The sequence below is a fragment of the Paenibacillus sp. EKM206P genome (assembly GCF_011066155.1).
GTDB classification, from domain to species: Bacteria; Bacillota; Bacilli; order Paenibacillales; family Paenibacillaceae; genus Paenibacillus; species Paenibacillus polymyxa_D.
This window is the reverse complement of the sequence record NZ_JAAMNQ010000003.1, coordinates 186,842-207,476: the sequence shown is the minus strand read 5'-3', so window position 1 is coordinate 207,476 and position 20,635 is coordinate 186,842. Positions and strand designations below refer to the sequence as shown.

The 20,635-nt window shown below is 43.6% G+C and carries 22 protein-coding genes and 1 riboswitch; of the genes, 17 read left to right on the top strand and 5 right to left on the bottom strand.

What is annotated here, in order from left to right; genetic code table 11:
- The first annotated feature begins 103 nt into the window (after positions 1–103).
- Positions 104–272: riboswitch (cyclic di-AMP (ydaO/yuaA leader) on the top strand.
- Between the two features lie 6 nt (positions 273–278).
- Positions 279–947: a 3D domain-containing protein gene (locus G9G53_RS07645; protein WP_165146593.1), complete on the top strand. Its 669-nt coding sequence runs from the start codon at positions 279–281 to the stop codon at positions 945–947.
- Positions 948–1,140: 193 nt separating this feature from the next.
- Here the strand turns inward: G9G53_RS07645 and G9G53_RS07640 are convergent, their stop codons facing one another.
- Positions 1,141–1,947 (bottom strand): polysaccharide deacetylase family protein, encoded by an 807-nt coding sequence (locus G9G53_RS07640; protein WP_029517463.1) that lies wholly within the window; start codon positions 1,945–1,947, stop codon positions 1,141–1,143.
- A gap of 305 nt (positions 1,948–2,252) precedes the next feature.
- On the opposite strand from G9G53_RS07640, the gene G9G53_RS07635 reads away from it, so the two are divergent.
- The 5 genes from G9G53_RS07635 to G9G53_RS07615 all read left to right on the top strand — a co-directional run bounded on the left by G9G53_RS07635 (position 2,253) and on the right by G9G53_RS07615 (position 5,871).
- Entirely contained in the window at positions 2,253–3,275 is a 1,023-nt protein-coding gene (locus G9G53_RS07635; protein ID WP_029517464.1) for an NADH:flavin oxidoreductase/NADH oxidase, read from the top strand.
- An 88-nt stretch (positions 3,276–3,363) separates the two neighbouring features.
- Positions 3,364–4,032: a PspA/IM30 family protein gene (locus G9G53_RS07630; RefSeq protein ID WP_010348252.1), complete on the top strand. Its 669-nt coding sequence runs from the start codon at positions 3,364–3,366 to the stop codon at positions 4,030–4,032.
- 131 nt (positions 4,033–4,163) lie between these two features.
- Positions 4,164–4,571: a DUF350 domain-containing protein gene (locus tag G9G53_RS07625; protein ID WP_013310484.1), complete on the top strand. Its 408-nt coding sequence runs from the start codon at positions 4,164–4,166 to the stop codon at positions 4,569–4,571.
- A gap of 24 nt (positions 4,572–4,595) precedes the next feature.
- Positions 4,596–5,102, top strand: coding sequence for a DUF4178 domain-containing protein (locus G9G53_RS07620; RefSeq protein WP_029517465.1), 507 nt, complete (start codon positions 4,596–4,598; stop codon positions 5,100–5,102).
- 13 nt (positions 5,103–5,115) lie between these two features.
- Positions 5,116–5,871: a DUF4247 domain-containing protein gene (locus G9G53_RS07615; protein WP_029517466.1), complete on the top strand. Its 756-nt coding sequence runs from the start codon at positions 5,116–5,118 to the stop codon at positions 5,869–5,871.
- Positions 5,872–6,010: 139 nt separating this feature from the next.
- Here the strand turns inward: G9G53_RS07615 and G9G53_RS07610 are convergent, their stop codons facing one another.
- Entirely contained in the window at positions 6,011–6,238 is a 228-nt protein-coding gene (locus tag G9G53_RS07610) for a helix-turn-helix transcriptional regulator (protein ID WP_029517467.1), read from the bottom strand.
- Positions 6,239–6,503: 265 nt separating this feature from the next.
- Here G9G53_RS07610 and G9G53_RS07605 point away from each other — a divergent pair, with 265 nt between their 5' ends.
- From G9G53_RS07605 to G9G53_RS07595, 4 genes are read left to right on the top strand one after another with little or no spacing between them, the layout of a single operon-like run.
- On the top strand, positions 6,504–7,217 hold the full coding sequence (locus tag G9G53_RS07605) for a hypothetical protein (protein ID WP_029517468.1): 714 nt from the start codon (positions 6,504–6,506) through the stop codon (positions 7,215–7,217).
- On the top strand, positions 7,168–7,716 hold the full coding sequence (locus G9G53_RS07600; RefSeq protein ID WP_029517469.1) for an accessory gene regulator ArgB-like protein: 549 nt from the start codon (positions 7,168–7,170) through the stop codon (positions 7,714–7,716). Before G9G53_RS07605 ends, G9G53_RS07600 begins: the two co-directional genes overlap by 50 nt.
- Complete coding sequence (locus G9G53_RS26715; protein WP_256026089.1) at positions 7,689–7,820, top strand: hypothetical protein; 132 nt, start codon at positions 7,689–7,691, stop codon at positions 7,818–7,820. Before G9G53_RS07600 ends, G9G53_RS26715 begins: the two co-directional genes overlap by 28 nt.
- Before the next feature lie 5 nt (positions 7,821–7,825).
- Positions 7,826–8,560, top strand: a complete 735-nt coding sequence (locus G9G53_RS07595) for a hypothetical protein (RefSeq protein ID WP_165146590.1) — start codon at positions 7,826–7,828, stop codon at positions 8,558–8,560.
- A 269-nt stretch (positions 8,561–8,829) separates the two neighbouring features.
- On the opposite strand, the gene G9G53_RS07590 is transcribed toward G9G53_RS07595, so the two are convergent.
- Positions 8,830–9,045 carry a helix-turn-helix transcriptional regulator gene (locus G9G53_RS07590; RefSeq protein WP_016820733.1) on the bottom strand — a complete coding sequence of 72 codons (216 nt, stop codon included), beginning with the start codon at positions 9,043–9,045 and terminating at the stop codon, positions 8,830–8,832.
- Positions 9,046–9,133: 88 nt separating this feature from the next.
- On the opposite strand from G9G53_RS07590, the gene G9G53_RS07585 reads away from it, so the two are divergent.
- The 3 genes from G9G53_RS07585 (at position 9,134) to mobB (ending at position 11,391) form a co-directional block, all read left to right on the top strand.
- On the top strand, positions 9,134–9,373 hold the full coding sequence (locus tag G9G53_RS07585) for a helix-turn-helix domain-containing protein (RefSeq protein WP_029517471.1): 240 nt from the start codon (positions 9,134–9,136) through the stop codon (positions 9,371–9,373).
- Positions 9,374–9,568: 195 nt separating this feature from the next.
- Entirely contained in the window at positions 9,569–10,846 is a 1,278-nt protein-coding gene (locus tag G9G53_RS07580) for a molybdopterin molybdotransferase MoeA (protein WP_165146587.1), read from the top strand.
- Positions 10,843–11,391 carry a molybdopterin-guanine dinucleotide biosynthesis protein B gene (gene mobB / locus G9G53_RS07575; RefSeq protein ID WP_039273233.1) on the top strand — a complete coding sequence of 183 codons (549 nt, stop codon included), beginning with the start codon at positions 10,843–10,845 and terminating at the stop codon, positions 11,389–11,391. The genes G9G53_RS07580 and mobB overlap by 4 nt, the downstream gene beginning before the upstream one ends.
- 4 nt (positions 11,392–11,395) lie before the next feature.
- Here mobB and xerS read toward each other — a convergent pair whose 3' ends face one another.
- Positions 11,396–12,496, bottom strand: coding sequence for a tyrosine recombinase XerS (xerS, locus tag G9G53_RS07570; RefSeq protein WP_029517474.1), 1,101 nt, complete (start codon positions 12,494–12,496; stop codon positions 11,396–11,398).
- A 116-nt stretch (positions 12,497–12,612) separates the two neighbouring features.
- Between xerS and G9G53_RS07565 the strand changes: the two genes are divergently transcribed.
- From G9G53_RS07565 to G9G53_RS07555, 3 genes are all read left to right on the top strand, one after another.
- Entirely contained in the window at positions 12,613–13,122 is a 510-nt protein-coding gene (locus G9G53_RS07565; protein WP_029517475.1) for a GNAT family N-acetyltransferase, read from the top strand.
- A 169-nt stretch (positions 13,123–13,291) separates the two neighbouring features.
- Positions 13,292–14,464, top strand: a complete 1,173-nt coding sequence (locus G9G53_RS07560; RefSeq protein ID WP_069011749.1) for a M20 metallopeptidase family protein — start codon at positions 13,292–13,294, stop codon at positions 14,462–14,464.
- Between the two features lie 448 nt (positions 14,465–14,912).
- Positions 14,913–17,984 (top strand): X2-like carbohydrate binding domain-containing protein, encoded by a 3,072-nt coding sequence (locus G9G53_RS07555; RefSeq protein WP_165146584.1) that lies wholly within the window; start codon positions 14,913–14,915, stop codon positions 17,982–17,984.
- Positions 17,985–18,325: 341 nt separating this feature from the next.
- On the opposite strand, the gene G9G53_RS07550 is transcribed toward G9G53_RS07555, so the two are convergent.
- Positions 18,326–19,243 (bottom strand): AEC family transporter, encoded by a 918-nt coding sequence (locus tag G9G53_RS07550; protein WP_165146581.1) that lies wholly within the window; start codon positions 19,241–19,243, stop codon positions 18,326–18,328.
- A gap of 251 nt (positions 19,244–19,494) precedes the next feature.
- Here G9G53_RS07550 and G9G53_RS07545 point away from each other — a divergent pair, with 251 nt between their 5' ends.
- Entirely contained in the window at positions 19,495–20,496 is a 1,002-nt protein-coding gene (locus tag G9G53_RS07545) for a copper amine oxidase N-terminal domain-containing protein (RefSeq protein ID WP_029517479.1), read from the top strand.
- Positions 20,497–20,635 lie beyond the last annotated feature (139 nt).

Here is a 20,635-nt window from a genome sequence, read left to right as displayed (position 1 = left end):
TGATGTTCAGGGTTCCCAACATTTTCATGCGGATAAGGTTACAAAATTGTGATATTATGCAGTAAGCCAAAACTTACCGGGACAGCATGCGGTTAGACAAGCGCTGAAATGCTGGCCCAAACTATGGGAAGTGCGGGGGACGTAACAACGGCAGCCATTCCGATACGTCATAAGACGATGAGGAATATGCCTAGGGGTGAATTGCACAAGCATAGGGCTTCTCCTGAGTCCGAATCCGACAGCTAACTTCGCAGGCATAAAAGAGGAGGTACATATCTTTGAAACATTTAAAACATATTGGTAAAACGATGAAAATTGCGGTGCTTGCCGCAGCTATTGCAGGGTTGGCACAGACAGCTGGAATAGCGGATGCTGCCTCGCTTCACACTGCCAAAGAGGGCGATACCTTCTTTTTGCTTGCTCAACGTTATGGAGTATCGGTAGACGAGCTAACAAAGGCTAACCCAAACATTGCCTCCAGCAATATATATGCAGGTCTGCAAATTAAGGTGCCTGGCGAAAAAAGTGTAAAGGCAGCTTCGGAATCGAAGCCGCAGCTTCTTACGGAGAAAGCAGCAGCGAATGAGGCGCCAACGATTGAAGCTTGGGGTAAAACATTCAACTATAGCAAAATAGTTGACGTTAAGGCTTCAGCGTATTCTGCCGCAGCCGATGAGAATGGTAAATGGGGCGCAGTGGACTACTACGGCAATCCGCTTAAACTAGGTACAATTGCGGTAGATCCTAACGTCATTCCGATGGGCACGAAAGTACTGGTTACAGGCTACTCCCATCCAGGTTTGCCGGATCATTCTTTTGTAGCTGTCGCTCGCGATCAGGGCAGCGCCATTACAGGAAAGCGGATTGATATCTTTATTCCAGGCAACAAATCATTTGTGAACGAATTTGGATTTCAAAATGTGAAGCTGTACGTTATTGATAAATAGCATTGTACGTATATACAGTTTAATTAAACATAATATATATTATGTAAACATAACGCCTATATCCGTATATATCTAGGTCGGACTCTTATCAGGTCCTATCCGTAAAAAGGCTGTCTTGACGAGCAGAATACTTCTGCTGGTAAGACAGCCTTTTTACGTTGCTTTAGCTTGGACCTCAATTATAAACATACTGTTATTTTCGTTCCGATGTGTGGAGTAGCCGGGGGACTGTCACAAATTTGTAGCCCTTAGCTTTTAGAGAGTGAATTAGACCCGGCAAAGCTTGGACAGTGCCTTGCAAGTTGGAACTTTGACCTCCACCAGCGTGCATTAAAATAATAGAGCCAGGCCCTGTAGCTGGAATCACATTTCGCTGAATTTGTGTTTTACTTAGTCCCTTCCAGTCGAGAGAGTCTACATTCCAGTTGACAATCATGTAGCCATGACGACGTGCCCACTTTATTTGAGGCTCTGTAATTTCACCGTAGGGTGGACGAATCAACTTGGGGCGAAAACCTGCGCTGGCTTGTAAAATACGTTCTGTTTTTGTAATCTGGTTGCGAAAGCGTTCTGGTGTAGCCTTCCTAAAATCCGGATGAGTATAGGAATGATTTCCTATAGCATGGCCTTCACGGATAATACGACGTATAATCCCCGGATGCTTTTCCGCACGGTGACCGACGATGAAAAAGGTGGCTTTGATGCCGTTGGCGTGTAATACGTCCAAAACCTGCGGCGTATACCTAGAATCGGGCACATCATCAAAGGTTAAGGCAATTTGGCGGGTGTGTGGGCCGCACATTTTAAAAATGTCCGCATGTTTTTTACGCAACATTGCTAATGTAGGAGTAGCTCGATCTGTACTCAGATGTACAGAAGAAGCAACAGCTGCTTCCTTGGGATGGGGCGTTCCGATCTTGGGAGGCGCATCCGCGTGAACGGGTAAACTTGAAAATGCTAGTAACAGTGCCAAGCATGGCAACACTCCCCTGTACGGCATATGTATCCCCCCTTTTCGTGCAGTGGTACCTAGTGGTGCTCTCGACTATTATGTACCTGTCCTATTAAAAATATGCTGGTTACCAAGTTAGGCTCATAAACGTCTGGAAAGAAGTTCGCGATGAAATGATTATCAATGAAGATGATGGAGCTAAACGTACATATTCTCTTAAACATGACCGAAAACAAGAGCATTTTCGCAAGTTTTAGCCTTACAACGGATTCGGTATCCCGTGACAGCTGGTGTATAATGGGGTTGCAATTCATAATTATACAGACATGGAATTGAAGGAAGGAAGGATAAAAGTGACCGACTTGTTTACTCCTTATCAATTAAAGGGGCTTTCTTTAAAAAATCGGATTGTTATGCCCCCGATGTGCCAATTCAGTGTGGAGGCCGAGGATGGAAATCCGACGGATTGGCATCATGTCCATTATGTGAGCCGAGCAGTAGGAGGTGCTGGTCTTATTATTGTGGAAATGACAGCGGTTCATCCTGATGGACGTATTACGGATCGTGATTTAGGTATTTGGAGTGACGAACATATTCCTGCATATCGTAAGATTGTAGAGGAAGTTCACAAGTATGGTGCCAAAATTGGCATTCAACTAGGCCACGCTGGACGCAAGGCCGAAGATGCTGAGCAACCTGTGGGTCCTTCTTCGATTCCTTTTAGCGAACGCCTTAAAAAGCCGCACGCCTTAAAGACAGCAGAAGTCAGGGAACTGGTTCAGGCATACAAAGAAGGCGCGCGCCGCGCGGTGGAAGCCGGTTTTGATACGGTTGAGATACATGGCGCTCACGGCTATCTGATCCATCAATTTCATTCGCCTTTAACAAATACGAGAGAAGATGAATATGGCCAGGATCTGTCACTGTTCGGTGTTGAGGTTATACATGCTGTTAAAGAGGTTCTTCCTGCTGATATGCCTGTGCTTATGCGGATATCTGCCAAAGAATACGTCGAGGATGGATATAATGTGGAATACATAACAGGTGTAGGGGAACGATATCGTGATGCAGGTGTGGACATTTTCCATATCTCTTCTGGTGGCGAGGGTCCAATTGGTTCTGGCGGAGGGCCGTCTGCGCGTGCTGGCTATCAGGTGGATTTAGCTCATACCGTCCGTGAAAAGCTGAATGTACCTGTAATTGCTGTTGGATTACTGGATGATTATGAGGACGCCCGTCGGGTTGTTCAGCAAAAAGAAGCTGATCTGGTAGCAATAGGCCGCGCCATGCTGCGTGATCCCTATTGGGCGTTGCATGCATCGCGGGAGCTAAAAGTACAGGCCGACATCCCAGAGCCTTACTTGCGCGGCTTTTAGATAATTTTTGAAACCCTCTTTGCAAAGCTTGCGTAAACATGTGTACAGAGCTTAAAATTTAAGCATTCAACTCTAGGAGGAACTTCACATGTCTATTTTCAAACGATTAAGAGATCTTACGATGTCCAACATTAACGCCATTATTGACAAGGCAGAAGATCCAGTTAAAATGACGGACCAATACATTCGTGATATGCAAGAGGACCTGGAAGATGCAGAGAAAGCGGTAGCCGCTCAAATTGCTATTGAAAAGAGATTCAAACAGCAATACGAAGAACAGGCTGCTTTGGTAAAGAAACGCGAAGAACAGGCACATACCGCTGCAAAAGCACAAAATGTAGATCTGGCCCGTCGCGCGCTGGAAGAAAAGAAATCTGCTGAACAAAAAATGAACGAGTTCAAAGCTGGTTACGAACAGAACAAAGCTGCGGCCGATAACCTGCGTGGCAAGCTGGATGAAATGCGCAGACAGCTGACAGAAATGAAAAACAAGCGCGAGACACTGGTTGCCCGTTATAACGCAGCTAAAGCGCAAACTGAAATTAACAAAGCTATGAACGGTTTTAGCTCTGATACGGCAACTGCCGGATTGAAGCGTATGGAGGAAAAAATGCTGCAAGCAGAAGCACGTGCCGAAGCGAGCAACGAAATGTCTTCTAAGGAAAAATCGTTGGATGAGGAGTTCAAAGAGCTGGATAAGAAAAGCGCCGTGGACGATGAGCTTGCCGCTTTGTTGAAGCAATACGAAAATAAATAAGAACATTTAAGCAGTGCCGCCAAGTTTGATTGCTCAGGAAGCGAAGGAGAAACGTTTTCTCCTTCGCTTTTCCCTGCCCGCAGGCGTAAAACATTATATGAAGGTCAAGAAGATGTGGAGGATGGTATGAAATGCATTTTTTAGAAACGATGAAAGCAATGCTTGTATGGACTGGTGCGGGAGCTATTTTGATCTTCGCATTAATGTATGTCGACTCTTTATTCACGAAGTATAAGGATTTTGCCGAAGTGAAAGCTGGAAATATGGCCGTAACGGTACGAATGATTATGAAGCTGGTTGCACAAGGCTATATTTTGTCAGGCTCTATCGCTACAGCTAATAATTTGCTCGAAGCGCTTGTGTATTCTGTGATCGCTTTTGTCATCCTGCTTGTTTTGGAAGTTATTGTACGTCTGCTGTTGCGGTACTGGGCCCAGTTTGATCTGGATAAAGGTACACAGGAAGGTAAAATTGGTTTCGGCCTGTTTTCAGGAGCGCTGCATCTGGTTGGCGCCTTGATCATTACAGCATGCTTCTAGGCTAAGAAAGGCAGGAATATAACCATGGGTGTTTGGAAACGAATTTCAAATCTATTTGCTAAGCCGGAGCCGCCAAAAGCAGAGAAAAGCATGCTTCACTTAAATCCAGGTGATATCTGTGAAGTTTCGCTTGTCACCTATGAAGTGGTAGGTCGTGTACATAATCGTGCCCGGAATGCCGTTGTTTTGACACTTCAGGATGGTAATCAAATCAGTTATCTTCATATAGAGGAACGGGAAACACTGCAATTCGGACTATATCAGGCCATCGACGGCAGACTTGACAACCCTGAGGAAGTGCCGACCATTTTAGAGCTGGATGATACAACGTATCATTTGGAGGAGCAATATTCTGGGCAAGTTACCGTCATGGGCCGTGCTCCTTTCCGACAGGGTGGAGAGCAGCATGTTTGGCAGTACCAGTCTGATAATTACCATTTGTTGCGGGTAGAGTGGCAGGACGGTCGCTTTATGCTTTATGAAGGAGAAGAAGTGATTACCGGAGACGTCAAGGTTATTCGGGCAAGCTAGGAGAGGGTTACACATGAGCAAACGCACCTGGCAGTATGCATTAAAGGTCTTTGTGGCGCTGAGCTTGTTCGTATCCGTGTTAAGCGGTTGCGGCGCGCCAAGTGTAAAGGATACGTATCCGCTGGAATCGGTTAGTGGCAGCGGAAATTCAACCTCGTATGTATACCGGGCAGCTGGCAAGACAGTCCCGGAAGTAGCGGAGGAATTGAAAGAACAGCGTACACCGGAACAAATGTCACCGCAGAGCAATGAGCGGATGTTTCTGGTATATAGCGATGAGTGGTACCATTTGCAGCAAGATCCAGCTAAGAAGGAAGATACACTCATTGAAATTGACAGTAAAAAGTATGTAGAACAAAATTACAGTTCAAGCTTTTTAAAAGGATACTTAACCGCAACTGTGCTGGATGCTCTGTTTGATTCCTTACGTGGTTCAGGCTCCTATCGGGGCTACTCCAGCAGAGATGTATACCGACCTTCTCAGGGCCAATATCGTGCTCCTACAGTGCAGGAGAAAAAGGCGATTCCGCCGATTACGGTGGAGCGGAAAGGTTCGGTTACCCGTAGAGGGAAGAACTCGGATTCTAGCGTTGGATCAAGCGGAAGTTTGTTCGACAGAGGGTCCAGCAGTTCACCGAGCAGAGGCTCGATTTCACGTGACCGGAGCGACAGCGGCGGTTCCAGCATATTTGATTCGCCGCGTAAATCTTATAGTAAGCCCAAAACACGTAGCGGTTCAGGTAAAATCAGCCGACGAAGTCGACGATAATGGGTAAAATTTTATTTTCTTCTAAAGTTGTTTGCGGAACTGTGGAGCTGTTGCACAGTTCCTTTTTTGTAGTTTGATATAACCTAAAGTGAATTGAACGGTGCTCCTTTGCTTCGATTTTATTGCCGTCTATTTTGACCTACACTTGATCAGAGCTTATGTGTTCAATACCATCGTCTTCAATAATGTTGCTTTTTTTGATATGGAAATGACGAGCTATCTTTTCTATAGCACCCATCCGTGGTTCAGAAAGTCCGCTCTCCCAAGCTGAAATTGCTTTATTGGTAACCCCAGCGATCTCAGCAAGTTCTTGTTGAGTCAAATGATATTTTATACGTAATTTTTTAAAATTGTCACTTAAAGCCACTATAATCCCTCCACCCTAAATTAAGTAGATTATAACCTTGATATCGAAAAAAAACCAACATAATACATTAGCAAAAGCAACGTCGCTCACTTGGGGTGACTTTTTTTGTTAGTATAAATGGGTGTCGAGTTTGAAGAAGAAAGCCAGGGGAAGAAAATTCACCTCATATTTATACAAAAAAATCCAATTTACTAGATTATTTCATTGCCACATCTATTAGTAAAATATACAATTACATCAGGCGAAATAGGAGGATGGTGTAACTGTGTTATCTGCTTTTTTATATATTTTACTTGGTTTTTTCGATGCTTTAGCGGCAGTTACTTTGGTCTTGAAGATTTATATGCTCCCCGTGTGGGAAAATCGAAGAAAAATACTTCTCTATGCAATTGGCATAACTTTGTTTTCCTTTCTCATGAGAGAAGTAATAGGCATGCCTAAATTAGATTTTCCGCTTCAGTATTTGTTAATGGTTCTCTTTTTAAGATTTGGTTTAGGGATCAAAACATATCTTGCGGCTTTTTCTGCTGGTTCCGGTCTTACAGCTTACATTAACCTACAGCTATTTGTATATATATTTGCAAACTTTTTCGGAGTAGCACAGCCAGGTGTTATAAGTGATACAGCTGGCTCTTCTATATACGTTATACAGTTGTCTTCCATCCTTACTGCGTACTTTATTTCTTTTGTGATGGGTAAATATAACTTTGGATTCTCATTTATCATTCAACCCCCACATGATTTTTTGAAAGGTGAAAATTACCTAGCATCTCTAAATAAAATGTTCATTATAGGGTCCCTAATATCATTTGTCACTATTTTTGTTACTTTGTATATGCTCTATAACTCCAATACGATAGGATTACTTTCCATCTCATTACTAACTTTTGGAATATCGTACTTCTTATCAGAGAAAGGAGATTACGAGGATGCTAGAAACGCTATCGAGGCACATCGCATCAGAAATAAAGAAAGCTGATCCTGATGGACCCACAAGTGTTGAAGTGATGGAGTATGCGATTGGTATAAAAATTACCGAAATTTCAGCAGTGCTCATGGTCGCAGTTATAGGATGGATAACAGGACATTTTTGGGGGGCATTACTAGCTCTGGCTACGATCATGTTTGTAAGGAGATTTTCAGGAGGGGTACACTTCAGCAACCTTACACTTTGTGTCTTCTTTACAACGGCCATATGTGTAACTATACCTTTTGTCTCTTTAAGTTTAGCAACGATTTTGATAATTAACGCTTGTTCATTATTAGTGTTTGTACTATATGCTCCCAATCATTTTATCTATATTAATAAGACCAAACATCACAAATATTATAAAACGATATGTATTTTAGTTTGCATATTAAATTTTTTTATACAATCTCACATAATATGTTTAGCTTTAATTATACAAGCATTCAGTATTCTTCCTTTATGGAAAGGAGGTGAGCGAAAATGGATAAGAAATTGGCGAGAGCTTTAAGTATAAGCCTTGGTAAATACGCTAACGAGTCTACGAAAAAAGAAAAAACAATTTTTGGCGCTAAACCTGTACCAGCTGAGCTGAAGAAAACAGAAAAGAACTGAATTTAATGGAAGAGGGAAAGCGAATCCTAGCCACTCCATTGCTTGATGACAATTCACTTGGAGATTGCTCTTTTTTTTGTGAGAATCACCTAGTTGCGATTGAATTGTGGAAGCCTAAAAGCAATTATCACATTCCGCTTTTTCATACTTCTCATGGAAGATTTACAGTTCCCACCACCCTCCATGAATGTTCCGTAGGCTTACCCACTTTTTGCAATTTGGACGGATCTAATTTGGTTAACATCACACAAGTGGACAAGATCATTACGGGAGATTATGGAGGGGGGCAGGTTGTTTTTAAAAATCATGATATTAAGGAAAGTATAAATTCAGCAAATTTATCTCGGTGGAAACAAATATATGCAGATGCAATGAATGCCGATAGAGAATTTCGTTATATTTTCGGATCGGAAATTAAGGTAGTGGGTAAGGCAGCAGTGAGCGGTTTTTTTAAGGTAATGAATATGCATAGTGTGGATATGTGGGAACCTAAAAAAAATTATTATGTCCCGCGTTTCAACTCTGGAGATCGTTCTTATACAATCGGGCTAACCGCACAGGCTTGCAGGGAAGCTTTTCCGTATCTATATCCAGCTTATAAAGATACCCTGATAAATCTTGACTTGGTTTGTGAAATTGAGTCTAACGCATTTGGAGGGCTGGTACGATTCGAAGGATCTGACTTCACTTGCTCGATGTCTCATAATAAACTTAAAGCGCTTAAAAAACTGTGGAAATGACCCATGAAAATTCAGGGGTCATTTTTGTTACCAGATTTAAATGAATAAGTCAATAATCAGTTAGACTAGGATAAGCCGGACGGGTTCGATTTAATTCGACATATTTCCCGTTTTTAATCATTTTCCATGTGATAAAATTGATTATGAAAAAAATAACAATCTTTTAAATAAAGGTGAAAACAATCTACATATAAGAAAAGGAGGGTGAAAGCGGGATATATATTGTAAATGCCGGCATGTACAAATGCCCCGAAGGAAATGCCTGTTTGTCAGGCAAGTTCCCACTCATATAAGTCCTCAGCTTTACACTCCAATATCCTAGAAATGAGGACTGCCGCCTCGAATGACATTTTGTCACGTCCCGCGATCCAGTTGGATATTTGTTGCCGCGAATATCCAGTTCGTCGGGCGAGCCATGATTGAGTGCGTCCATGAGATTTGAGTTCCTCTTTCAAAAGGCATTTCCCCCGAGTAAGTTTTTGCACCTTACTTGCTCCTAACAGGGGAAAAGTGTTTCGTTCAGAGTATACAGGTAAATTACTTTTTTATCAATTATATTGTGGAGTTGATTGGATGGTTGCAGATAAAAATGAAAATGTAACTTGCACTAGCTTTTATACAATAAAGATGGCACGACTCGCTTCAGGATATAGTGAGTTAATAGCTTGCAATATACTTGGTATGTCAATGAATGAATTAAAACATATAGAGGAAGATTCATCCGATTTAACAATAGCTCGAGCACAGCAAATGTCCTCGTTATATGAGGTTTCAATAGATTCAATCTATTTCGGAAAAATTAATATAAACTAATAAAATAGAGAAATGACCGGATGATACGCAAAATTAAAAACTGAAATCTACCAAAAACAGCCGCGATATGATATCCAGGCTGTTTTTTGGCGGATAAAGACTTGGAGCAATTCAATAAATACCGTTTGGATTTGCCAGATAACGGTTTTAGCGTTATAACAGAAAGAGGGCATTTAAGAAGAACGGAGTGAAAATATGAATCATACATCATTAAACGCAGAAAAATTCCAGCGTAAAGCAGTTCAGGTGGAAGAGGCACAAAGCAGGATAGCTAGTCATGTTAAACAGGGTGAAAGGGAGGACGTAGGGCTTGAGCAAGCACATGGTCGCTATCTGGCGATGGATTTGACTGCGCCACATCCGTATCCCCGCTTTCGTCGTTCTGGTATGGACGGCTATGCGATCCTTGCCTCGGACACTGAAGTCTGTTCGACCGGTCAGGAAATCTGGCTACACGTGATTGATGAAATTCCTTGTGGCACTGTATCGGACAAGCGGGTGGAGACGGGAATGGCAGCCCGCATCATGACAGGAGCACAACTACCTGAAGGAGCGGACACGGTGGTTATGCTGGAGGCGACACAGCTGCGTGAGGAAAATGGACAGACATATGTTGGCTTGAAGAAGCGTATGGAAGTTGGCAAAAATGTGACACAAATTGGTCATGAGATTAAGGAAGGTCAGCTTTTGCTCAGTAAGGGAACTTGCGTGGGAGCGGGGCATGTCTCAGTACTGGCTACTTTTGGTGTACATCGGGTGCCTGTTTACAGGAAGCCAAGGGTGGCTGTCTTTTCCACAGGGTCAGAATTGCTCGCAGTGGATGAGCCGTTACAACCGGGAAAAATTCGAAACAGTAATACATATATGCTGGCTTCTCAAATCAGAGAGGCAGGAGGAGAGCCGTTCATTTTACAAGCCATTCATGATGATTTGAGTCTTGCCCGTATCTCTGTACGTAAAGCCATAGCTGCCTATGATATCGTGGTCACGAGTGGAGGAGTATCGGTGGGGGATTTTGATATTATGGGTGACCTGGTACGACAGGAAGATGTGAATATGCTGTTCAACAAAGTTACGATGCGTCCAGGAAGTGTGACCACAGCCGCAGTGATTGACGGCAAGCTGTTATTTGCGCTTTCAGGCAACCCCGGTGCGTGCTTTGTAGGCTGTGAGCTGTTTGTACGGCCGACGATCCAAATGATGTTATCTTCGGCACATCCATATTTACAAACCTGGACGGCGAAGTTAGGCGCAGATTATACGAAGGTAAACAACTATACACGCTTTGTACGCAGCTCTTTGGAGATACGTGGTGGACAAGTATACGCGATTCCTGCGCGAGCAGATGAATCTAGTGTCATGGTGACCATTAAGGACAGCGACTGTCTGATCGTGATTCCTCCTACAACAGAAGGATTACGCAAAGGTGAAGAGGTGCGCGTACTGGTATTACAAGGTGGACAGGTAACGTGAATACGAAACATCCATTTGTATGTCAAATCGTCGGATTCAAAAATACGGGGAAAACGACCTTTCTCGGAGGGTTAATTCGTTATGTGCAGAAGTCAGGTCTACGCGTAGCAGTGATCAAGCATGATGGACATGAATTTGAAATGGATCATGAGGGTACTGATACGTATAAGCACCGACAGGCGGGTGCTGAAGGCGTAGCTATTGTTTCGGCTGGAAGAACAGCTATTTTAGAGGAGAATAGTCAGCCTGTCACCAGTCTGATACGGCATTTTCAGGCCTATGATTGTGTGTTGCTGGAAGGCTTCAAGCAGGAGGATTATCCGAAGCTGGTCATGGTTAAGGAACAATCGGATGCTCAGCTTACCGTTAAGCTGACAAATGTACAGGGGGTAGCGGTTTGGGAGCATCAAATGGATTGGGCTCAACGTCACTACTCAGATGAAATGATACAAATATTTCCTGCTGAGGCCAACGGACCCGCAGGCCGCTGGCTACTCGAACAGATTCAAAAGCAGATAGAAGGAATGAGGAATAAGCAGGGGTGAGACATCAATCGGCTGAGTCGCTTAGAGTCTCTACCCGCCGTTCGATCGCCTGGGACATGGTTTTGTCAGTCAGGTGGGCATACACTTCTGTTGTTTCTGTCGAAGCGTGCCCCAGTTGTTCCTTTGTTTTGTAAATATCATTTTGTAAATAATAATCAGTAGCAAAGGAATGACGAAGCTTATGCACGGTAAGGTAAGGCTTACCGAAACGCTTGGCGTACTTTATGATCATTGCCTGAATCGCTCTTTTGGTCATCCGTTTGCCTTCTGTACTCCCGTTAGGACGTGTGACAAAGAGAGCCTTTTCTTTTTTTGGAGCGCGGTAACGGGTATGTCTCAGGGACAAATAAAGTACGAGATCATCTTTGGATTGCTCGCGGAAATACACCGGCGTTTTAAAGGTTTCGTCGTTATTGCCTTTGCGATACACATATAATAATTTATTGTTTATGTCTAAATCATCCAGATTCAGATTGACGATTTCAGATACGCGCAGGCCTGAGTTCAAAATGAGGCTGGCGATGCAGGCATCCCGTTCCTTATTTAGTTCATAGGAGTATAGCGCCTGCTTATTATCGGCCAAATCCTGACCATAGCCTTCATAAATATAGCCGATGAATTCAAGCAATTCTTCCTCTTCCAGTATTTTACCTTTAAGCTTGGCCGCCGTATCCTTGGGTTTATGTATACGCTTGATTTCGACCTTGGCCATAATGTTGCGTTTGAGCAATGGATAAAAATTTTCATCCTCAGCGATCTGACTTAAATAATGAAAAAGCGAACGCAGAGACGACAGCTTACGTGAAATGGTTATACGGGAGTTGGAGCCTTCGAGCTTAGTAGACAGAAATAATCGAAAGCCTGTAATACTGTCCATGTGAAGTGTCTCCAACTCTTCAAGTGTAACTTGGGCATTCGTTTCTCCGGCAGACAAGCCTTCCGAGCGAAGCCATGAAAAGAAAGCTTCGTAATCCCGCACATATTCTAGTAGTGTGGAAGGGGACAGGTCGGGCAGCTTATAATCCATAAATTGCTGCACGTACCATGGTAATCCCGGCATTTTTTCATCTAGTTTGCGCCGGTCGATGATCTTTTGTATATTCATTGGGTTCCACCTCGTCCGGTCATAATATATATGTATTTTAGCATATTTTGAACAGCACTGGATGGGATGTAATTCGAAGTTAAAGAACGGATTGAACCGCCAAGAGAGGTGAAAGTATGGGGTATAATATCAAATCGGAACTGAAGCTGTCTATTAAGAGTGTACCGGAGTCGCAAAAGGACATTATTGTACAGCTCATGCAATTTTATTTATACGATTTTACAGCCTATCTGCGAATTGATGTCACTGAGAAGGGGACATTCCCGGCTTATCCAGACTTGTATCAATATTGGACGAGCGGCGAACAGAAGTTGCCTTTTCTGATTTGGAGACAGGATGTTCCTGTGGGCTTTGCACTCGTTGACCGAATGTCCAGCAATCGAGAAGCTGACTACTACATGGCTGAGTTCTTTGTACTTCGTCCTTATCGGCATAATGGGGTTGGGACTTGGGCGGCTCATGAGCTGTTTGGACGTTTTAACGGACGCTGGAAGGTGACCCAGATGAGTACGAATAGGCCGGCACAATCCTTTTGGCGTAAGGTGATTGGAAGCTATACGAAAGGTGAGTACAGGGAACAGACACATCCCGTAAGAGGAAACATTAGTCAGTTTTTCAATACCTGAAAAATTCTAAATAGATAAGTTAGTAATGAAAAAGAGTTGGGGAGAGTATCCTATCGGCTCTTTTTTGTTGTAAATTCAAGTCTTCTATGATAAGAGAGCTACATTCTACAGGCTGTTCATGGTAAGATAAGGATAGAAGCATATAAATTCAATAGGAAAAGAGGGTATTATGCTAGAAAAATGGGTTCAGGAATTAAAAGATGGTGAACAAGAGCTGATTGCGTGGAGAAGACATCTACATCAGCATCCCGAGCTTTCTTTTGAAGAAACGAATACATCTGCTTTTATCGCCGATCAATTGCGCTCTTTTGGTATTGAGGTAAGAACGAATGTGGGTGGAAACGGTGTGCTCGGGTTTTTAGAAGGCGGTCAGCCAGGTAGAACGATTGCATTTCGTGCTGATTTTGATGCACTTCCTATTCAGGATGAAAAGGAAGTGCCTTATAAATCGACCGTTCCGGGTGTTATGCATGCCTGCGGGCATGATGGTCACACGGCTGCATTACTTGGAGTGGCACGCGTGTTGAGCCATAACCGTGAGGCGCTGAAGGGAAAGCTTGTGTTTATTTTTCAACATGCAGAAGAAAAACCGCCTGGCGGAGCCAAGTTTATGATTGAGGATGGCTGTCTGGAAGGGGTAGAGGCGGTATACGGTATTCACCTCGCGTCTGAAATTCCTTTTGGTAAAATTGGATTAAAGAGTGGGCCTGCGATGGCGGCTGTCGACGCGTTTACGATCCAGATCAACGGTAAAGGCGGGCATGGCGCACGACCGCACCAGACGGTAGACTCTATTGTTATCGGCAGTCAAATTGTGAACGGGTTGCAGCAGGTGGTTAGTCGCAGGGTGGACCCTATTGAATCAGCAGTGTTAACAATTGGGGTATTTCAAGCTGGAACTGCCTTTAATGTGATTGCAGATAAGGCCAAAATTGAAGGGACTGTACGTACGTTTAATAAGGAAGTGCGTAAGGAAGTCGAGAATGAAATTCGCAGTATCGTCAAGGGGTTGACTGAGGCTTATCATGCCGGATACGAAATGGACTATTTGAATGGCTATCCTTCTTTGGTGAATGCCGAAGCCGAAACGGAGCGTGTACGCGAGCTCATCGGCAGACTGTATGGAGCAGACGCTTTTTTGGATTTGAAGCCGGTCATGGGAGCAGAGGATTTTGCCTATTATTTGGAGCAACGACCGGGAGCCTTCATTCATGTAGGTGCCCGTAATGAGGATGAACGAACGCATTTTGCTCATCACCATCCTCACTTTGATTTTGATGAGCGGGCATTGCTCGTCTCAGGGCATATTTTTTTAGCTCTGGCGCTTGAATACTTGCAATAATATGCATTTGTTTATGACTAAAGCCAGTATTAACGGAAGTAACGGAAGCTGGAACCGCGCATAGCGCGGTTTTTTTGTTGTAAATCCAAGTATTTTGACACCCATAAAGAATGAAAATAAAGTAATTAATTCACTATGTGAAAAATTCATAATAGAAATAAATAAAAGGTGTTAACTCTGAAGGAAGTCTAAACCTCATACTATAAGCTGCGGAGCAGGAGATAATATCGCATGATCTTGATTTTTCGTACAAGGAAATGAAAAAAAGATGACGAATCTATTGAGCATGACAACAGTGTAAGCGATAACAAATTGGGTGTTGCACTATATTTATTGGGATGAATGGGGGTGAGTCTAAGAGAACATTTGTCAGAATTGTGAGAAGCAACGATAACGATAGGAACGAATTCGTATATTCAAATGATTATGAAGAAGGAGGTTGAATTCATTGACTAAGGCAAAAAACAGGTTGAAGATTGCTTGTTTGGCGCTTGTGGTAGCGGGTGCTTCCTGGACAGGAATGATAGCGCCGACTCATGCTGCTTCAAGTGACGATTACAGTTGGAAAAGTGTCGTTACGGGTGGAGGTGGTGGTTTTGTACCTGGCATTATTTTTAATGAAACGGAAAAAGACCTGATCTATGCACGTACAGATATTGGAGGGGCTTACCGGTGGAATGCTGCCAATGAGAGCTGGATTCCGCTGACGGATTCTGTGGGCTGGGAGGATTGGAACAAAAATGGTGTCGATGCACTAGCAACTGATCCTGTTGATCCAAACCGTGTATATATAGCTACAGGTACGTATACTAATTCATGGGATAAACAAAACGGGCAAATTATGCGTTCCACCGACAGGGGCAATACGTGGCAGACGACCAAGCTTCCTTTTAAGGTGGGGGGCAATATGCCGGGGCGCTCGATGGGGGAACGTCTGACGATTGATCCAAATAGGAATAATATTTTGTTCTTTGGAGCTCGAAGTGGTAATGGACTATGGAAAAGCTCTGATTTTGGAGCAACTTGGAGCAAGGTGAGCAGTTTCCCAAATCCAGGGACGTATGTACAGGACCCTTCCAATGAATATACCAGCGACATTGTCGGTTTAGCCTGGATCACCTTTGACAAAAAAACAGGCTCTTCGAGTAAAGCAACGCAGACGATCTATGTAGGTGTAGCAGATAAAAAGCAAAGTGTCTATCGCAGTACAGATGGCGGGACAACCTGGTCTGCTATAGCGGGACAGCCTACGGGCTATTTGCCACATCACGGTGTGTTATCAACGGACAGCAATCTATATATTTCTTATAGCGATGGAGCCGGTCCATATGACGGAACAAAGGGTGAACTGTGGAAATTGAATACAGCCAGCGGGCAGTGGACTAACATTAGCCCCATAGGTAGCAGTAGCGCGGACAATCATTTTGGATATGGTGGACTGACGGTGGATGCCCAGAAGCCAGGTACACTTATGGTTGCTACGTTGAATGCCTGGTGGCCGGATGAAACGATTTACCGCAGCACGGACAGTGGGGCAACCTGGAGTCCTATTTGGGAATTTGATGGTTATCCGTCTCGCAAGCTGAAATATAATCTGGATATAAGCGGTGCACCTTGGCTGACTTTCAATGCCAACCCGGCTCCACCGGAAGTATCGCCCAAGCTGGGGTGGATGATCGGTGATCTGGAGATAGATCCATTTAATTCAGACCATATGTTGTACGGCACCGGAGCTACGATTTATGGCTCTAAAAATCTAACCAATTGGGATAAAGGCGGAAAGCTGGATATTTCAGTAGCCGCTAAAGGGGTAGAGGAAACGGCGATTTTGGATCTGGTGAGCCCTCCAACCGGCGCGCCTTTGGTGAGCGCAGTAGGTGATGTCTCTGGATTCAGACATGACGATTTATTCAAGGCTCCAGCTAAAATGCTGGATAATCCGACTTTTACAAGCAGCGAAAGTATTGATTATGCCGAGCTGAATCCTTCTTTTATGGCTCGGGTAGGTAAAGCGGATTATAAAAAAGATCCAAATGCCAAATCCATCGGTATTTCCAATGATGGTGGAGCCAACTGGTATAAGGCAAATAGCGAGCCTTCTGGTACAGCAGGAGGGGGCAGCATCGCTGTAGCAGCAGATGGTAATGGCTTGCTGTGGAGTACCTCAGACAAAGGTGTGTTCTACTCCAAAACTGGTGGCAACTCATGGACAGCAAGCACAGGGATTCCAGCGAATGCAAAGATCGTCTCTGACCGAGTGAACCCTAATAAATATTACGCATTTGCCTCCGGGAAAATATATGTGAGCACCAATGGTGGCGTATCCTTTACGCCTTCAGCGGTAACTGGCTTACCGACAGCAGGCAATGCTGATATTGATGCTGTACGAGGAGCAGAAGGAGATGTGTGGTTCGCCGGAGGCACCGAGGATGGGGGGCCATATGGTTTATGGCATTCCAACGATTCCGGCGCTACGTTCACCAAGCTCTCTAATGTGCAGGAAGCGGATTTTGTAGGCTTTGGTAAGGCAGCGCCGAACCGCACGTATGCAGCGGTATTTATCGTTGGTAAAATAGATGGTACACGTGGATTTTACCGATCGGACGATGCTGGTGCAAACTGGGCGCGCATTAATGATGACAAACATCAATATGCTCGAGTGACCAAAATTATTGGGGACCCGCGGGTTTATGGACGTGCTTATCTGGGAACGAATGGCCGCGGCATTCTGGTGGCAGATCGTGTGGGTGGTGATCAGCCATCTACCGGGCAAGCAAGTATTACACCAACGACTGCAACCTATGGAGGGAATAACAACAATACAGATATTACTGTCAAGCTAACACTTAACGGCAATACGCTGGAAGCGATCAAGCAGGGGAGTGTGGTGTTGAACAAAGGTGAAGATTATACGCTTAGTGAGGATACAGTCGTTCTTTCCAACAAGTATTTATCTAAACTTCCTAAAGGAGAGACAGCACTAAACTTCCATTTTAGTACAGGCAATGATGCGTTGTTTACGATTACGGTGAAAGGGGATACGCCAAGTGAGCCAGGAACAGGCGAGGGCGTTCTGAAGGTGCAAACCTTCAATGGGAATGTATCCACCACAAGCAATACAATCAGTTCCAAATTTAAAATAACCAATACGGGAACCTCATCCATTTCCCTAGCAGATGTGACATTGCGTTATTATTACACCATTAACGGGGAGAAAACACAAAATTTCTTCACGGATTGGTCGAGCGTCGGTACAGGGAATGTGATTGCTAGCTTCAAAACATTATCCAATGCGAAGCCAGGGGCAGACTCTTATGCAGAAATTGGGTTTAAATCGGCTGCGGGTTCTTTAGAGCCTGGTCAAAGTGTGGATTTGCAAACCCGGATATCCAAAGAGGACTGGAGTAGTTACACACAGACCGATGATTATTCATTTAATCCTACAGCAAACAGTTTACAAGATTCTGCTAAAATAACCGCTTATCTGTCTGGAAGCAAGCAATGGGGAATTGAGCCCTAAACCTTAATAAGAATAATCCTAAGTCAGCCACTCTAATGAGTGAGCTGGCTTTATTTTGATGACCTTGTTGTCCCGCATTCTTTTTTTAGGAAAAAGCAACGACAAGTTGAAAACAGCAACTAATAGAGATTCAAATTAGATAATATAATTATTTCACTATATGAAAAATTAACAATAGAAAAAAACTCTTTCTCGCATACGATCTCCACAAAACAAACACACCACCTTAAGTAGAAAAAAGAAGCACAAACAGGAACGTATGTTCTTTTATCTCGAAAAAGAAACGCTCCTGTCCTTAGACAAAAAGCGTCTCTAATCCATTTTTTATATTATCATACACCTCAAACAAGATGCCGGGATACTGAAATTAACAGTGTCATCGTAATGACATTCATAATCGTTGAAAGTAATACTGTTTGTGCGGCAAAATCGGGTTCATTTTTATATTCTTCCGCCAAAATACTTGTATTAACTCCGGTAGGCATACCCGATGCAATGAGCAAGGCTTGAGCGGGAATCCCCTTAAGACCCAGCAGCAAGACAAGCATAAAACCGACTATTGGACCAGCAATCAGGCGTAGTACCATACTGATGTACACGGCTGTACGGCGCAAGCGAAAGGGATATTGCACAATTTGTGCTCCCAAAGTAAGCAGAGCCACGGCAACCATCGACTGACTAATATATTTCAAAGGTTCAGCCAGTAAATTAGGCAACGGACTATGCAACAGATTTAGGAGCAAACCTAGTGCAAGTGCATAAGGTACAGGCATTTTCAAAAAATTAATTAAAATTTTTCGAGTGTTAGCCTTACCGTTCTGTACAACAAAAGTACCGTATGTAAATGTAACAAAGCTTTGAAAGGTCATAATCAGAGCCTGAACGGAAATGGCTAGCGGATCACCTTTGAACACTAACTGATTGATTGGTAGACCATAATTTCCTGAATTATCTAGCATTACACTGTTTGTAAAAGCTCCACGCATTCCAGGGCTGTATTTCAGCGATCTGGCGACGGTAGTACTGATTACGTACAGAATAGCTATGTACAAGGCATAAAAAAGTGAAACCTCACCCATGAGCATTAAAGAAATTTCCGAGTGATATAGACCCGTAAACACAACTGCGGGGGTGATATAATAAAAATTGATTTTAGCTAAGGTATACAAATCCAGTCGAAAATAATATTGCATGATACAACCAAAACCGATAAGTACAAAAATAGGTAAAACAACGTCCAAAAGAATGGTGCCGAACATGTCTGTTTCATCTTCTTTCTATTATGCGAATGTAAAGGCTGTTTCTTATAAATGCATGGGCATTTTCTCATTATACTGTGTAAATAGGTTAGGCGTATAATAAAATTTTATAGTGGTTTTGGTAATCTGGACTGCAGCTATAGTGGTGTCTCACACATTAAATAAAAAAAGATAAAAAATCAGCTTAGAGAAACCGTTAATACATCTAGGGACGATTGAGCCCGGTGTTTACTATAAGGAGGAATCGCATCATGAAAAACACTTGGACAGCTTTACTAGCGTGTATACTGGTCTTGGGATTGGCAGCGGGAACCGCTGAAGCAAAGCAGGGACGCGGAAATGATCAGGGGAACAAACAGGAAGCAAAGACGTCTGTTAAAGACGGGAATGAAAAGAGCGGGGAAGAGCTAATCAATCCCCATGACTCAGACAATGATCAGTCCAAAAAACAAAAGGACAAAGCATCCGGTAAAAAGGATGAAAACAGTAAAAAAGACAAACACGCAGAAATCAGAAAAACTGAACCTGTTGCAGTAACGGATGATACATACGGGGGGTCCAAAGACCATAATGGTCACAAGGGACGCAACGGTTACAAGGGTCTGCTTCACGCGGTAGAAAATACGAAGGATAAGCCGGCAGGAGCGGTTATTGCGAATCTGCTGCTTACGAAATACCCGGACCGTTTGACTTCGGAGCAGGTTGCTGAACTTGAATTGATCCGGAATTCTGGTAAAGCACTGACTGAGGCAGCTGAGCTACTGGCTGAAAACGGAAATGTGACAGATGCCGTTTACATGCAGGAGGAGGCGGTACTGGCTAATGTGTCCGATCTGGACAGCTACAAAAAGCTGGGTGAATTCTCGAAGAAGGCCGGACGGCCGTCGGGTATGAAGCTGTTCGTGAATGGTGAAGAATACGACGCCAAACCGATTAACCGCAATGGGACCACACTTGTTCCGTTTAGAACAGCTTCCGAAGCTTTGGATGCAAAGGTTTCCTGGGATCCGAAAGAAAAGGCTGTTACTGTCACCCGTAACGGCGTGTCCGTCAAATTATTTGTTAACAGTCCGAAAGCATATATTAACGGTCAGCCGTATTCTATCGAGCAGCCAGCATCCATAGTGGATGGGACGACAATGGTACCTGTAAGGGTAATCGGAGAGGCCTTGGGGACAAATGTTAAATGGGAGCCTGAGAGCCAGTCCGTTGTTGTATACGAGCAGCCAACAACACCTGCATCAACATCATAACGTGCTGTAACAAATATTTTGTAAACAAAAAGGGCCCCTGACTAAATGTCAGGCCTTTTTGTTTTACCTTGCAATGAATGATTCCGTATTCTTTTTAATGGTGAGAGGATAGATAGCCTTCATGATACTACCAAGCTAT

Coding starts and splice junctions, on each gene's coding strand:
- G9G53_RS07640 (WP_029517463.1), bottom strand. CDS start 1,947: ATGCCGTACAGGGGAGTGTTGCCATGCTTGGCACTGTTACTAGCATTT.
- G9G53_RS07630 (WP_010348252.1), top strand. CDS start 3,364: ATGTCTATTTTCAAACGATTAAGAGATCTTACGATGTCCAACATTAAC.
- G9G53_RS07625 (WP_013310484.1), top strand. CDS start 4,164: ATGCATTTTTTAGAAACGATGAAAGCAATGCTTGTATGGACTGGTGCG.
- G9G53_RS07620 (WP_029517465.1), top strand. CDS start 4,596: ATGGGTGTTTGGAAACGAATTTCAAATCTATTTGCTAAGCCGGAGCCG.
- G9G53_RS07615 (WP_029517466.1), top strand. CDS start 5,116: ATGAGCAAACGCACCTGGCAGTATGCATTAAAGGTCTTTGTGGCGCTG.
- G9G53_RS07600 (WP_029517469.1), top strand. CDS start 7,168: ATGCTAGAAACGCTATCGAGGCACATCGCATCAGAAATAAAGAAAGCT.
- G9G53_RS26715 (WP_256026089.1), top strand. CDS start 7,689: ATGGATAAGAAATTGGCGAGAGCTTTAAGTATAAGCCTTGGTAAATAC.
- G9G53_RS07595 (WP_165146590.1), top strand. CDS start 7,826: ATGGAAGAGGGAAAGCGAATCCTAGCCACTCCATTGCTTGATGACAAT.
- G9G53_RS07585 (WP_029517471.1), top strand. CDS start 9,134: ATGGTTGCAGATAAAAATGAAAATGTAACTTGCACTAGCTTTTATACA.
- G9G53_RS07580 (WP_165146587.1), top strand. CDS start 9,569: ATGAATCATACATCATTAAACGCAGAAAAATTCCAGCGTAAAGCAGTT.
- xerS (WP_029517474.1), bottom strand. CDS start 12,496: ATGAATATACAAAAGATCATCGACCGGCGCAAACTAGATGAAAAAATG.
- G9G53_RS07565 (WP_029517475.1), top strand. CDS start 12,613: ATGGGGTATAATATCAAATCGGAACTGAAGCTGTCTATTAAGAGTGTA.
- G9G53_RS07560 (WP_069011749.1), top strand. CDS start 13,292: ATGCTAGAAAAATGGGTTCAGGAATTAAAAGATGGTGAACAAGAGCTG.
- G9G53_RS07550 (WP_165146581.1), bottom strand. CDS start 19,243: ATGTTCGGCACCATTCTTTTGGACGTTGTTTTACCTATTTTTGTACTT.
- G9G53_RS07545 (WP_029517479.1), top strand. CDS start 19,495: ATGAAAAACACTTGGACAGCTTTACTAGCGTGTATACTGGTCTTGGGA.